Source organism: Tateyamaria sp. ANG-S1, from assembly GCF_000814025.1.
Classification (GTDB): domain Bacteria; phylum Pseudomonadota; class Alphaproteobacteria; order Rhodobacterales; family Rhodobacteraceae; genus Tateyamaria.
Genome location: NZ_JWLL01000004.1, coordinates 79,629 through 92,887 on the forward strand (window position 1 = coordinate 79,629; position 13,259 = coordinate 92,887).

A 13,259-nucleotide genomic window follows, 5' to 3' on the forward strand; every position below is an offset into this window, starting at 1 on the left:
ATTCCATAGCGCCGCACGGAAAGCTATCTCAAGGGTATGAGATGGATTGCCGCCCTTGTCCTGCTGCTGATGGCCAGCATGGCCCGCGCCGACTGCGTGGTGCTGCTGCACGGGCTCGCGCGGACCGAAGCGTCGCTTTTGGTGCTGGAACAGGCCCTGCTGAACGACGGCTACCGGGTTGTGCGCCCCGGCTATCCGTCGACCACCGAAACGGTGGAAACGCTGGCGCTTGATGTGATGCCCCGCGCGATGGAGGCCTGCGGCGACGACACCGTGCACTTTGTGACCCACTCCATGGGCGGCATCCTTGTGCGCTACTGGTTTGCCCATACGGCGATACCGGACAATCTGGGGCGCACGGTGATGCTGGCCCCGCCCAACCGTGGCAGCGAAGTGGTGGATGAGTTGGGCGACCTCGAAGCGTTTGGCTGGTTCAACGGTCCTGCAGGCCGGCAGCTTGGTACGGGTCCAGCCAGCCTGCCGCGCAGCCTGCCGGGCGTGACCTATCCGGTGGGGATCATCGCGGGGGAACAGTCGCTCAATCCCTACTTCTCGTCCCTCCTGCCGGGGCCGGACGATGGCAAGGTGTCGGTCGTCGCGACCCCGGTTGCTGGCATGACGGATCACCTCGTGTTGCCTGTCACGCACACTTTCATGATGAACAATCCCAATGTGATTGCACAGGTCCTGACCTTTTTGGAAAACGGGGCCTTCGACCGGGACCTGCGCTGGGTCGATGCGGTGCTTGAACAACTGGGCTGTCCCGACGGGGACTGCCTGACGGGAAATGACGATGCTCGAAATTGACCTGATCGGGGCCAAGGTGCTGCTGCCCTCCGGCCTCGAAACCCCCGATCTGTCGCTGGCGGACGGCCAGATCGTGGACACCCGCGCGGGGCGGGCCGTTGATCTGAGCGGCTACCGCATCCTGCCGGGCATCATCGATGTGCACGGCGACGGGTTCGAACGGCACATGGCACCGCGCCGGGGCGCCATGAAGCAGATGAACGAGGGGATCATGGCCGCCGAGGCCGAGATCGCCGCCAATGGCATCACCACGGCGGTTCTTGCCCAGTTTGTCAGCTGGGAAGGGGGGCTGCGCGGGCTCTATTTCGCGGATCAGGTGTTCAAGGCGCTGATCGCCACACGGGATCAGGTGATCACGGACCTGCGCCCGCAATTGCGGTTCGAGACGCATATGCTGGACCTTTACGACGAGTTGCCCGCGCGTATCACCGATTGGGACATCCACTATGTCGTGTTCAATGACCACCTGCCGCATGACCGGCTGGCCGAGGGGCGCAAACCACCACGGCTCACGGGGCAGGCGCTCAAGGCCGGGCGGAACCCGGATGTGCACTTTCAGATGTTGCTCGACATGCACGCGCGCGGAGATGCGGTGCCCGAGGCGCTGGATGTCCTGGCCGCGCAACTGAATACTGTGGGCATCCAGCTTGGCAGCCATGATGACGCCTCAGCCGACCAGCGCGCCACATGGCACGCGCGCGGGGCGCATGTGGCAGAGTTCCCCGAAACGCTTGAGGCGGCAGAAGCGGCGCACGCGGCGGGCGACCTGGTGGTTCTGGGCTCGCCCAACGTTGTGCGGGGTGGGTCGCACAAGGGCAACGTGTCCGCGCTCGACCTGATTGCCATGGGGCTCTGCGACGCGATTGCATCCGACTACCACTACCCGTCGCCCCGGCGGGCGGCCTTGATGCTGGCCAAGAGCGGTCTCATGGGATTGGATGGCGCGTGGGCGCTTGTGTCATCCGGCCCCGCTGCGGTGCTGGGTCTGACGGATCGCGGCACGCTTGAGGCAGGCAAACGCGCCGATCTGGTGATCCTTGACGCGCAAGACCGGGTTGCGGCAACGATCTCTGGCGGGCGGGTCAGCTACATGTCTGGCGACATCGCGCAAAGGTTTGTGGCCGCAGCCTAGCCCACGATGCGGTTCACATGGCCCATCTTGCGCCCGGCCCGCGCCTCGGCCTTGCCGTAGAGGTGCAGAGCGGTCGCGGGATCCTTCGCCAGATCCGGCACGCGGTCCATGTCATCGCCAATCAGATTCTCCATCACCACATCTGCGTGACGCTTCCCGTCGCCCAAGGGCCAACCGGCAATGGCGCGGATATGCTGTTCGAACTGGTCCACGACACAGCCATTCTGCGTCCAGTGACCCGAGTTATGTACGCGCGGCGCGATCTCGTTGACGATCAGACCTTGGGGCGTGACAAACAGCTCAACGCCAAGCACACCAACATAATCAAGCGCATTCAGGATGTTGGCGGCCAGCAAGACAGCATCAGTCCGCTGACCGGCGCTTAGCCGGGCAGGGACGGTTGTGGTGTGCAGGATACCATCCTTATGCACGTTCTCCCCCGGATCAAAGCAGGCGACAGCGCCATCGAGGCCGCGGGCCGCAATGACGGACACCTCGTGGCTGAAGTCCACGAACCCTTCGAGGATCGCAGGCGCGCCCTGCATCTCGGCCAGGGCGGCCTCTGCATCGCCAACCTCCATGATCCGGGCCTGTCCCTTGCCGTCATAACCGAAGCGGCGGGTTTTCAGGATCCCGGGCGTGTCGATCTGGGGCAGGGCGGTTGCCAGCGCAGCCATGTCCGGCACATCAGCGAAAGGGGCGGTCTGCAGGCCAAGCCCTTGCAGGAATTCCTTCTCGACCAACCGGTCCTGGCTGACCCGCAGTGCCTCGCGCCCGGGTCGGATCGGGGTGTGATCTTCCAGCGCGTCCAGGGTCAAGGTCGGGATGTTTTCAAATTCGTAGGTGACGACATCGACGTTTGTGGCAAAGGCGAAGAGCGCGTCGCTGTCCTCGTAGGGGGCGGTTGTCACCAGATGCGCGACATCGCCTGCAGGCGGCAATGCGCCGGGCTCGTAGATGTGGGTGCGAAAGCCCAAGCGGCTCGCAGCGACAGACAGCATCCGCCCCAATTGGCCGCCACCCAGAATGCCGATGGTCGCGCCCGGTGCCAGCGGTTCAGTCATCGCTGGGCACCTCGGGGATCGACGCTGACAGCGCCTCGCGCCACGCCTCAAGCCGTGCAGCCAGTGCGTCGTCGGACACGGCCAGAATACCCGTCGCCATCAGACCCGCATTCGCGGCACCCGCAGCGCCAATCGCCATGGTTGCCACGGGAAACCCGCGTGGCATCTGTAGAATGGAATAAAGGCTATCGACCCCGCTCAGCGCCTTGGTCTGAACCGGAACGCCGATCACCGGTACCCGCGTTTTGGATGCCATCATACCCGGCAGATGCGCCGCGCCGCCCGCGCCCGCGATGATCACCTTCAAACCCCGGTCCACGGCTGTCTTGCCGTAGTCCCACAACCGATCCGGCGTGCGGTGGGCCGACACGATGCGCGTCTCGTAGGGCACCTCAAGCGCATCCAGCATTTCGGCCGCTTCACGCATGGTGGGCCAGTCTGACTGGCTGCCCATGATTATGCCAACGGGGGGAGGGGTTTGGGTCATGTCGTGTGGCCCTCAAGGTCATGAAGCGCGCACTATAGCCAGATCGCCCTCCGGGGCAATGGGCACCGTAGGGGTTTCCATTGACACGATGCTGCACTGCGGCAACGCTGGTGGCATTCAGCACAGGAGATTTGACAATGATGACCCCGTTTGACGTCTGGGCACCCATGTTCCGCGCGCCCTTTTCCGGCGATGTGACCCAGGAAATCGTGCCTCGTATCCTGTCGCCCGACATCGCAGGCAGCCCGGAAATCGAGGCCAAGATCCAGACCGACGTTGCCAGCTACGGCAAGCAGCTGGGCAAAGTTCTGGACGCATTGCAGACGCTGTCGCAGGCGACCAAAACACCGTTGCCTGACATCGACGCGCTGGTCGCCAAGATCGAAGAGGTCAAGGACAACAGCGCCGAAACACTGCGGGCTGATGCGGAACGTGCGCTGGACCGGCTGAAAACGGTGGACGAAGATGCCTGGCGCGATCTGACGGGGGCCGCCTGATCAGGCGATGATGTCCGGGGTCAGGCGATCCTCGATAATGGCGATCTTGTCCTTCAGCATCAGCTTTTTCTTCTTCAGCCGCTGGATCGTCAGCTGATCGGACGTGCCCTTTTCCTGGAGCGCCTGGATGGCTTCATCAAGGTCCCGGTGCTCGCGCTTGAACACCTCAAGCTCCACGCGCAGCACCTCGTCCGTTTTCATCGAGATGTCCGAAGGTGCATTCATGGCGCGATTCCAAGCAATTGCAGAGCCTTTAATATAATCGCAACCCTGCGATACGCCTAGACCTTGTTCAGGCCATGGTTTCTGCCCATATTTGATACATCCGCTGCCGCTTCTTGGGGCGGGTACAGACTGTCGCTTGACCAAAAGGACGTGTCGCATGACGAAGATGACCCTTGCCTCCTACCCCCATATGCTGGGGTTCGAGCAACTTGAACGGCTGCTGGAACGCACGGCCAAAAGTGCCGAAGGCTACCCGCCGTTCAATATCGAGCAGACCTCGGACTATTCCTACCGGATCACCCTGGCCGTCGCCGGGTTCGGAGAGGACGACCTGTCGATCACCGTGGAAGACCGCCAACTGGTTATCCGCGGCCGCCAGTCCGACGACACGCAGGAACGTGTCTTTTTGCACCGCGGCATTGCGGCACGCCAGTTTCAACGGAGCTTTGTGCTCGCTGACGGCGTTGAGGTCGGAGAGGCGGTGATGGAGAATGGCCTGCTGCACGTCGATCTGACGCGGGCCAAACCCGAAACAATCGTCCAGACGATCAACATACGGAAAGGATAAGTCATGAACACACCTTATGATTTGAACGCCGATGTGGGCCGGATGGTCTATGTCAAAGCCATCGACGTCGACGCCCTGCCGCAAGAGGTGCAGGACCAGGCCGAAGGTCTCGACCAACTCTTTGCCGTGCACGATGCCGAAGGGCAGCAACTGGCGCTGGTCGCCGACCGCAAGCTGGCCTTTGCCCTTGCGCGGCAGCACGACTACGCGCCGCAACCTCTCCACTAAGAGACGCTGCATTGTGGCCACCGGTCTGATACGGTGGCCATGGTCCGTGGTGGAGGCAACCAGCTCAGATGCACGCTGGCGCCTCTACCCGTTCGCTTGAACCAGCATCCACACCGCCAGACCCAGCACACCACAGACGGCAATCCCCGCAGCCAGTGCATCGCGGGCAATCAACGCGAGCGCAATGACAAGCACGACGGAGGCCACCGGCCTTGCCCGCGCTCGGATCGCTCATTCGTAGCGCCGTTCAACCGTGATGACGGTGCCATCCTCCAAAACAATCTCGCGGGCATATAGCTCATTGCGGATCAGGTTCCCGTCCATGAAGCCTGACACCTGAATCGACTGGCCCAGCGAAAGGGCAACGGGCTGTGGACCGATATAGACGCGAAGCGACCCTGTCTCGTCCCGCAAGCGGATCTCATCTTCATCATGGAACCGCTCAATGGTGCCTGCGACAGTGACGGGCTGGTTGCGCTGGACGTCTGCAATGGCCGTGATCTCGGCCAGGACCGGCGCAGCCGACAGGAGAAGGACAAGAGACGGAAGGGCGAGACGCATCTGACGAAACTCCATTTTGGGATCGCGACTGTGTTGGTCGTGATGTGGGCAGTCAGAGGGGACCGTTCAACGGCGGCGGGCAGGACAAGCGGAACGCCGCAAGGGTGGGGCACCTTGACCACGCCGCGCATCAATGCGCTGTTGCGCACAGCCGGGGCGCCAAACACCAAAGGAATCCGCAAGATGAAATTCGATGTCGATTGGGTTGATGCCTTCACCGACCGAGCCTTCGGCGGAAACGGATGTGCTGTTGTCCACGACGCGGCACGTCTGGACGACGAGACCTGTATGGCATTTGTCCGCGAAACGTCGCTGGTCGAATGCACGTTCACCGGCCCATCGGAGACCGCTGACATCCGGGTGCGCTACTTCCTCGCCAGCCGCGAAATCCCCTTCGCGGGTCATCCGACTGTTGCGACCGTGGCCGCGCTCCGGCATCGCGGCCTGATCGCGGACGGCCCACTCACCCTGGAAACAGGTGCTGGCATTGTCCCGGTCGAGGTTTCCGGGACATCCGTTCGTATGACCCAAGTGGCACCGACCTTTGGGGCGCGCCCCGATCCCGGGCTGGTCGCTTCGGTCGGTGGGCTGACCGCCGGCGACATCATCCACCCGCCCCGCGTATCCTCAACCGGCTTGCCGTTCACCATCACCGTCCTAAGGGACCGGGCGACGTTGGACAGCGTTCGTTTCGACATGGATGCCTTTCGCGCTTACCTTGATGCGCTGGGCGTGCACGGCACAGATGTGATGGAACCGTTCTGGTGTACGCTTGGGGGCGCAACATCAGCGGGCGACACCTTCGCCCGTCTGCTCATGGCACCGCCGAGCCCAGCCGAGGATCCGTTCACAGGCTCCGCCACCGGTGCGATGGCTGCTTATCTCTGGTCCGAAGGGTTGATCGACAGCCCAACCTTCGTGGCCGAGCAGGGGCACGGTTTGGGCCGCCCCGGTCAGGCAAGTGTCGAGGTGCTGGGGCCGCGCGACGCCATCACCGGTGTGATGGTCGAAGGGCAGGCGCATGTACTGATGAGCGGTACGCTGCACCTATGAAAAAGACGCACCAAAAGGTGCGCCTTACGATTGGGGTATCGTCCTGGCTTATTGCGCGGCGATCAGACCCATGCTTTCCAGCTTCAGCAGAACCTGGTGGGCGCAATTGTCCACATCCACATTCTCGGTCTCGACGCTCAGCTCAGGGCTCTCAGGCACGTCGTAGGGGTCGGAGATGCCTGTGAACTCCTTGATCTTGCCTTCGCGCGCCAGCTTGTAGAGACCTTTGCGGTCGCGACGCTCGCATTCCTCGATCGAGGTGGCCACGTGCACTTCGACAAAGGCACCAAAGGCTTCGATGTCCTCGCGCACAGCCCGACGGGTGGTCGCATAGGGCGCGATGGGCGCACAGATCGCGATGCCGCCGTTCTTGGTGATTTCGGAGGCAACGTAGCCGATGCGGCGGATGTTCAGGTCGCGGTGCTCTTTCGAGAAGCCCAGTTCCGAAGACAGGTTCTTCCGCACGATGTCACCATCCAGCAGCGTCACGGGACGGCCACCCATCTCCATCAGCTTGACCATCAGCGCATTTGCGATGGTGGACTTGCCCGAGCCGGAGAAGCCGGTGAAGAATACGGTAAAGCCTTGCTTCGAGCGCGGCGGCTTGGTGCGGCGCAGCTCGGTCACAACCTCGGGGAACGAGAACCACTCGGGGATCTCAAGACCTTCGGCCAGACGGCGACGCAACTCTGTGCCTGAGATGTTCAGGATCGTGACGTTATCCTTGTCCTCGATCTCGTCCGCGGGCTCGTACTGGGCGCGCTCTTGCACATAGACCATGTGCTTAAAGTCGACCATTTCGATGCCCATTTCTTCCTGATGCTCGCGGAACAGGTCCTGCGCGTCATAGGGGCCATAGAAATCCTCACCTGCGGAGTTCTTGCCGGGGCCTGCGTGGTCGCGGCCAACAATGAAGTGCGTGCAGCCGTGGTTCTTGCGGATCAGGCCGTGCCAAACAGCCTCGCGCGGGCCCGCCATGCGCATCGCCAGGTTCAGCAGCGACATCGAGGTTGTGGCCTGCGGGTACTTGTCCAGAACCGCCTCGTAGCAGCGCACGCGGGTGAAGTGGTCAACGTCGCCCGGCTTCGTCATGCCCACAACGGGGTGGATCAGCAGGTTGGCTTGCGCTTCACGCGCGGCGCGGAAGGTCAGCTCCTGGTGCGCACGGTGCAGCGGGTTGCGGGTCTGGAAGGCCACGACCTTGCGCCAACCCATCTTGCGGAAGTAGCTGCGCAGCTCGTTCGGCGTGTCGCGGCGCGCACGGAAATCATAGTGCACAGGCTGTTGGATGCCGGTCACAGGCCCGCCCAGGTAGATATCGCCAGCCGTGTTGTGCAGGTAGTTGACGGCAGGGTGGGCACTATCATCGTCGCCAAACACCATCTTCGCTTCATGCGCCTTGTTGGGCGTGTAGCGGTCGGTGACAGTCATGGTGGCGAGGATCACGCCTTCCTGATCGCGCAGGGCGATGTCCTGGCCGATCTCCAGGCTTTCCGCGAATTTCTCGTTCACGTCCAGTGTGATGGGCATCGGCCAGAGGGTACCGTCGGTGGTGCGCATCGTGTCCACGACGCTGTTGTAATCTGCTTCGGTCAGGAACCCTTTCAGCGGGTTGAAGCCGCCGTTCATCAGCAGCTCAAGGTCACAGATCTGGCGCGGGGTCAGATCCCAGCTGACCAGCTCGGCCGCTTCCATCTTCAGCTTCTGAGCGCTGTCATACGAGACATAAAGCTCGGGGATCGGAGCGAGATTGTTTTCCATCAATTTGGTCCTGTGTTTCAGGGGGTTTAACCCGGACGTGGTGCCGGTCAACTCGGCAAAAAGGGCATCATATTCCGCGAATTTGCGGGTGAGGAACTGATCGGTGAGCCGGTTTTTCTCTCCGGCCCCCCGGGTTGTGAGCGCATAGGAATAGCGTTGCCGCTTGTCCGGCGCGTCCACATCCTGAACGCGCACGAACCCCGCCGCCGTCGCCTGCCGCAACAGGGCATTCAGACGACCCAGAGACACACCAATGCCTTGTGCCATGGCACGCTGCGACGCGCCCGGCGCCTCGTCGAGCTGACGCAGAAGACGGAAGAGCTGGTCTTCGGCTTCCGGGGTGGGTTTGGGTGCGGCGGACATGGGCATTCAGATACGGGATTCGGTTTGCGTTCACGGGTGAACATATGTCACCGAAAGTTTGTTCATGGAAGAACAAACTTTGTCGCAGGCGGGATTCCTCTGAGTGTGGTAAACACATCACTCCCCGGATCAGGCCGGAGCAGAGGCCTCTGCCGAGGCTTTTGCATCGCGCTGCCGGGTATGTGTCATGTCGGTCAGATCCTTGACCAGCAAGGCGTCCAATGGTGCTTCGCGCCCGCGCAAGGAAAGCGATACCATCGCGTCGTCCGGGGGGGTCAGGCCCGCAGCGTGCAGCGCGTCGATCGACACAAGCGCCTGTGCCCCGCGCCCTTTGGTTTCACTTTCCAGCCGGGAAGCTATGTTGACCGTATCCCCGATCAGGGTCCGGGGTGCCTGTCCGGCTGCGCCAATCTCGCCCAGCACGACGTTGCCAAGATGCACGCCGATCCCGATCGCAACCGGCGCGCTGCCTTCGCGTGCAAGCCGTGCGTTGAAATCTGCAAGAGCGGCCCCAATACCTTCGATGGCCGTCAGCGCCGCGCGGGCCGAGGCCGCCGCACTGGGCAGTTCGAACACAGCCATCAAACCATCGCCCATATACTTGTCGACAGTGCCGCCCGCCGCATTGATGGGGGGCACAATCTCGTCGAAAAAACGGTTCAGCAGATGCACAACATCATAGGGCAACTGACCGTCCGTGCGGGCGGTGAAACCGCGCATATCCAGGAAAAGAACAGCAAGCTGCGCCTCCTTGCCCTGGCTGGCGTGTGCCCGGCTGCGCTGCCCGTCGCGGTCAAACACGCGGAACACGCGCACGCTGCTGCGCGGGCGCACCTGACAGGCCAGCCGTGCATTCGGTGGCGCGCCAACGGCGGCAAGACTGCGGGCCTCTGCCTCGGACGGGGGCGGCAGGTCTTCTAGCCCGTCTTCGATTATCACCCGGCAGGTGGTGCAGCGCCCACGCCCGCCGCACAGGGCCGTGTGAGCAACACCGCTGCTTTGCGAGGTTTCGAGTATTGTCTGCCCGCGCGGGGCGCGCACGCTGGGGCCGTCGACATAATGAATGCGAATGGGCCGGGCGATGGCGGCCACGGCGCGGCGCAGCAAAAAGGCCGCCACAGCAATGGCGAGCACCGCCCAAACGACCATATTGGCACGGTCCGATGCCGCAGCCAGTTGTCCAAATCCCGCCGGATCTGGCCAGTTCCAGGCGGCATGTGCCACCGCTTCGCCGCGCGGGTTGGACAAAAGCCCGTCAATCACCCTCGCAAATGTCACAAAACCCAGAAGCGCCAGCACAGGCAGAACGACACCCACGCCGATCAGCCAGGGCACGGCCTTGCGCCACCAGGCCGTCAAGCGCAGCCACATATGCAACCCGATGCAGCCATGGACCCAGGCGATGATCAGCAGGGCGGCTTGCCCCCAGCCGTCGCCTGTGTCCCAGATCAGGCGCGTGACATAGCCGAACATCGTGTTCACGCCCAGCATCTCATGTGCACCGCGCGTGTAGATCAGGTGGTCGATCAGCAGGATCGGGATGGCCAGGCCCAGCAGGACCTGTGCCCATTGGGACAGCGGCATGCGAAAGGTCCGCGCCACGACGACCTTGCCCAGTGACAGTAGAACATGGGCTGCCAGTGCCACACCGATAACAGCCGTTCCTGTACCGGACCGGATGACGGCCAGCCGCGCGGACTGCACGGCATCATAGGCGGCAGGGGATATCAGGACCGCAGCCAGGTTCAGGATATGCAGCGTCAGGTAGACCATCAGGATCAGGCCGCTTGCGATCCTGACCCGCGTTGCCCAAGAGCCGCGCCATATTGCGTGCGCCATGCCTGTCCTACTCCGCTCGCGTTTCAGTCAGGGTGGCGGGACGGGCGCGTCTGGTCAAGCCGGGGAGGGGGCCAGCCCCCGTCGCTTGCGCGACTCCCCCGGGATTTTTTTGAAACAGGGAAGACGGACCGCTACTCTGCTGCGAGGTCCGCGCTCTCTTCGTTTTCAGCCAGGAAGCGTTCGGCTTCGAGCGCGGCCTGACAGCCCATGCCGGCCGATGTGATCGCCTGCCGGTATTGCCAGTCGGTGATGTCGCCGGCGGCAAAGACGCCGGGGATCGAGGTTTCGGTGCTGTCGGGTTTCGTGACAACATAGCCGCCCATGTGGGTTTCCAGCGTGTCCTTGACCAACTCGTTGGCGGGCGCGTGGCCGATGGCGACAAAGACGCCCTTGGCCGGGATGTCCGTGATCTCGCCCGTCTTGACGTTCTTCACCTTGATCCCTTCGACGCCCAGCGGGCTGTCGGTGCCATAGACTTCCTCAAGCTGGTTGAACCACAGCGGCTCGATCTTGGGGTTCTTGAACAGCCGGTCTTGCAAGATTTTTTCGGCCCGCAACTCGTCGCGGCGGTGGATGAGCGTGACCTTGGAGGCGAAGTTGGTCAGGAAGAGCGCCTCTTCCACCGCCGTGTTGCCGCCGCCAATCACCACGATCTCTTGCCCGCGATAGAAGAACCCGTCGCAGGTGGCACAGGCCGAGACGCCAAAGCCTTTGAACTTTTCTTCGCTGGGCAGGCCGAGCCATTTAGCGCGCGCACCGGTGGCGAGGATCACAGAGTCGGCCACGTATTCCGTGCCGCTGTCAGATTGCGCGACAAAGGGGCGCTTGGACCAGTCCACGGATGTGATGATGTCGCCGATTATTTCGGTGCCCATCGCCTTGGCGTGCTCCTGCATCCGGATCATCAGGTCGGGGCCCTGCACCTCGGTGTCGCCGGGCCAGTTCTCGACCTCGGTCGTGGTGGTCAGTTGGCCGCCGGGTTCAATCCCTTGCACGAGGATCGGGTTCAGCATCGCGCGGCTGGCATAGACGCCCGCCGTGTACCCCGCAGGGCCGGAGCCGATGATCAGAACTTTGGTGTACTTCGTCTCAGCCATTTTTCGACCCCCGTCTGGTGTATGAAAGCCTATCCGATATAGACGGGTGCGCAGGCGGTTTGAAGCGGTGATTTGGGCAGCCGGGTTGCACCTGACGCATGGGCATGATTTCGGAATGTTGCGCGCCTGTGAAACTTTATTGCGCGTGCCTGCGAGGCTGTTATAACAACTGCAAATTCAGGGGGCGCTGATGGCAAGCACGCGACTAGATCCGATTGATCGTAAGATTCTGGCAGAACTGCAGGCTGATGGTCGCATGACCAATGTCGAGCTGGCCAAGCGCGTGGGAATCTCTGCCCCGCCCTGTTTGCGCCGGGTGCGTACGCTTGAGGAAAGCGGCTACATCCGCGGCTATCACGCCGATGTGGACAGCCACGAGTTGGGATTCGAGGTGCAGGTGTTCGCCAATGTCGGCCTCGCCAGCCAGGCGGAGGCCGACCTGAGCGCCTTCGAAGACAAGTGCCGCGCATGGCCGCTTGTGCGTGAGTGTCACATGCTGAATGGCGAGGTGGATTTCATCCTCAAATGCGTGGCCCCCGACCTGTCGAGCTTCCAGAGCTTTCTGACGGGCGAGTTGCTGACGACCCCTAACGTGGCGTCGGTCAAGACGTCGCTCGTGATCCGGCAGGCCAAGGATGCCCCCGGCGTGCCGTTTGACGTGTTGGAAGAGCGGCTGGCAAAGTCCGCCTAGGCCACCGTGTCCGGCTCCGGCGCGCGCGGATGCGCGAGGGGGCCGAAATCCGTGACATGTGCGATATGCGGGAACATCGACAGGAACAGATCGCGCTGGGCGTGCGTCACCTGACGGATCGCCTGCAGGCCGGGATGGAAGGTCTCAACCTCGATCCCACCGACATCGACGGCGGCATGGCGGCTCAGGCAGATGTGGAACAGACGGATCGGGGTCGGCGGCACCACCTCGATCACATTTACACCGTCCACGAATGCGGCGGCTGGAGTCAGCAACTGCGCGCCAGCGGTTGCCCCCCGCAGATGCGGCGGCGTCTGCAACAGCCGCGCTCCGGGACCAACGGTCAGGAACGATTCAGGCCGATTCATACCAAAACTGTCGGCCATCACACGGATCAATGGCGTACGGCGGCCGGTATCCGATGGCACAAAGCTGGACGATCCGATCCACATCACCTGCGCCGGTTCACCGGCTGACGTGTTCAGCCAGTCGCCGGGTTGCAGGTCTTCCACGGCAATGCCGCCCTCAGGGCCCGACAGCACGACGCCGCGGGCAAAGGCGGAAAACGCGGCTTCAAATAGCGGTGCCGCCGGGGCCTTGAAGGTCGCGATGCTGCGCGTGCCGTCTGCACGCAGGGCAGCCACTTCATAGGTGCGGAGGGTGGGGGTCTTGGGCCGGGCCATTGGCGTTGCGTGTCGGTCGTAGGGCGCGCGGGGCACGCGCACTGCGGCTTGGGACGTCATGAATGTAACCTCGTCATACTGGTCACATCTGCATCGGCCCCCACCGACGACGACAGACGGAACATGTCCATGTGTCTAATTGATGGACAATAACTCCCAAAATTGCCGCAAATTGTCAAAGTATGGAGGACATAAACCACTAA

At 62.7% G+C, this 13,259-nt stretch carries 16 protein-coding genes; 7 read left to right on the forward strand and 9 right to left on the reverse strand.

Going from position 1 to position 13,259, the window contains the following annotated elements:
• Positions 1–36 precede the first annotated feature (36 nt).
• Both RA29_RS06545 and RA29_RS06550 read left to right on the forward strand, forming a co-directional pair.
• Positions 37–807, forward strand: coding sequence for an alpha/beta fold hydrolase (locus tag RA29_RS06545; RefSeq protein ID WP_039684237.1), 771 nt, complete (start codon positions 37–39; stop codon positions 805–807).
• Positions 788–1,939 (forward strand): alpha-D-ribose 1-methylphosphonate 5-triphosphate diphosphatase, encoded by a 1,152-nt coding sequence (locus RA29_RS06550; RefSeq protein WP_039684239.1) that lies wholly within the window; start codon positions 788–790, stop codon positions 1,937–1,939. Before RA29_RS06545 ends, RA29_RS06550 begins: the two co-directional genes overlap by 20 nt.
• Here RA29_RS06550 and RA29_RS06555 read toward each other — a convergent pair.
• Both RA29_RS06555 and purE read right to left on the reverse strand, forming a co-directional pair.
• Positions 1,936–3,003 (reverse strand): 5-(carboxyamino)imidazole ribonucleotide synthase, encoded by a 1,068-nt coding sequence (locus RA29_RS06555; protein ID WP_039684241.1) that lies wholly within the window; start codon positions 3,001–3,003, stop codon positions 1,936–1,938. The two genes, RA29_RS06550 and RA29_RS06555, sit on opposite strands and share 4 nt — an antisense overlap.
• Positions 2,996–3,490: a 5-(carboxyamino)imidazole ribonucleotide mutase gene (gene purE, locus RA29_RS06560; RefSeq protein ID WP_082029459.1), complete on the reverse strand. Its 495-nt coding sequence runs from the start codon at positions 3,488–3,490 to the stop codon at positions 2,996–2,998. The genes RA29_RS06555 and purE overlap by 8 nt, the downstream gene beginning before the upstream one ends.
• Before the next feature lie 137 nt (positions 3,491–3,627).
• Here purE and RA29_RS21770 point away from each other — a divergent pair, with 137 nt between their 5' ends.
• Entirely contained in the window at positions 3,628–3,987 is a 360-nt protein-coding gene (locus RA29_RS21770; RefSeq protein WP_052249510.1) for a hypothetical protein, read from the forward strand.
• On the opposite strand, the gene RA29_RS06570 is transcribed toward RA29_RS21770, so the two are convergent.
• Positions 3,988–4,212: a DUF465 domain-containing protein gene (locus RA29_RS06570; RefSeq protein ID WP_039684245.1), complete on the reverse strand. Its 225-nt coding sequence runs from the start codon at positions 4,210–4,212 to the stop codon at positions 3,988–3,990.
• Positions 4,213–4,369: 157 nt separating this feature from the next.
• Between RA29_RS06570 and RA29_RS06575 the strand changes: the two genes are divergently transcribed.
• Together RA29_RS06575 and RA29_RS06580 are read left to right on the forward strand one after the other, a co-directional pair.
• Positions 4,370–4,780, forward strand: coding sequence for an Hsp20 family protein (locus tag RA29_RS06575; protein ID WP_039684247.1), 411 nt, complete (start codon positions 4,370–4,372; stop codon positions 4,778–4,780).
• Positions 4,781–4,783: 3 nt separating this feature from the next.
• The gene (locus RA29_RS06580) at positions 4,784–5,008 is read left to right on the forward strand and encodes a DUF1150 family protein (protein WP_039684249.1); all 225 of its coding nucleotides are present in this window, start codon (positions 4,784–4,786) and stop codon (positions 5,006–5,008) included.
• Positions 5,009–5,092: 84 nt separating this feature from the next.
• Here the strand turns inward: RA29_RS06580 and RA29_RS23760 are convergent, their stop codons facing one another.
• The gene (locus tag RA29_RS23760; RefSeq protein ID WP_275041503.1) at positions 5,093–5,215 is read right to left on the reverse strand and encodes a hypothetical protein; all 123 of its coding nucleotides are present in this window, start codon (positions 5,213–5,215) and stop codon (positions 5,093–5,095) included.
• A 24-nt stretch (positions 5,216–5,239) separates the two neighbouring features.
• A complete protein-coding gene (locus RA29_RS06585) occupies positions 5,240–5,569 on the reverse strand; it encodes a hypothetical protein (RefSeq protein ID WP_241462561.1) in 330 nt (109 codons plus the stop codon).
• Between the two features lie 183 nt (positions 5,570–5,752).
• Between RA29_RS06585 and RA29_RS06590 the strand changes: the two genes are divergently transcribed.
• Positions 5,753–6,622, forward strand: coding sequence for a PhzF family phenazine biosynthesis protein (locus RA29_RS06590; RefSeq protein WP_039684526.1), 870 nt, complete (start codon positions 5,753–5,755; stop codon positions 6,620–6,622).
• A 48-nt stretch (positions 6,623–6,670) separates the two neighbouring features.
• Here RA29_RS06590 and RA29_RS06595 read toward each other — a convergent pair whose 3' ends face one another.
• The 3 genes from RA29_RS06595 to trxB form a co-directional block, all read right to left on the reverse strand.
• Positions 6,671–8,746: a bifunctional sulfate adenylyltransferase/adenylylsulfate kinase gene (locus RA29_RS06595; protein ID WP_039684528.1), complete on the reverse strand. Its 2,076-nt coding sequence runs from the start codon at positions 8,744–8,746 to the stop codon at positions 6,671–6,673.
• A 129-nt stretch (positions 8,747–8,875) separates the two neighbouring features.
• Positions 8,876–10,585: an adenylate/guanylate cyclase domain-containing protein gene (locus RA29_RS06600; protein ID WP_082029460.1), complete on the reverse strand. Its 1,710-nt coding sequence runs from the start codon at positions 10,583–10,585 to the stop codon at positions 8,876–8,878.
• A gap of 131 nt (positions 10,586–10,716) precedes the next feature.
• Positions 10,717–11,682 (reverse strand): thioredoxin-disulfide reductase, encoded by a 966-nt coding sequence (trxB, locus tag RA29_RS06605; protein WP_039684253.1) that lies wholly within the window; start codon positions 11,680–11,682, stop codon positions 10,717–10,719.
• 190 nt (positions 11,683–11,872) lie between these two features.
• Here trxB and RA29_RS06610 point away from each other — a divergent pair, with 190 nt between their 5' ends.
• On the forward strand, positions 11,873–12,373 hold the full coding sequence (locus tag RA29_RS06610) for an Lrp/AsnC family transcriptional regulator (protein WP_039684255.1): 501 nt from the start codon (positions 11,873–11,875) through the stop codon (positions 12,371–12,373).
• On the opposite strand, the gene RA29_RS06615 is transcribed toward RA29_RS06610, so the two are convergent.
• The gene (locus RA29_RS06615; RefSeq protein ID WP_241462562.1) at positions 12,370–13,116 is read right to left on the reverse strand and encodes a Hint domain-containing protein; all 747 of its coding nucleotides are present in this window, start codon (positions 13,114–13,116) and stop codon (positions 12,370–12,372) included. The two genes, RA29_RS06610 and RA29_RS06615, sit on opposite strands and share 4 nt — an antisense overlap.
• Between the last annotated feature and the right edge of the window lie 143 nt (positions 13,117–13,259).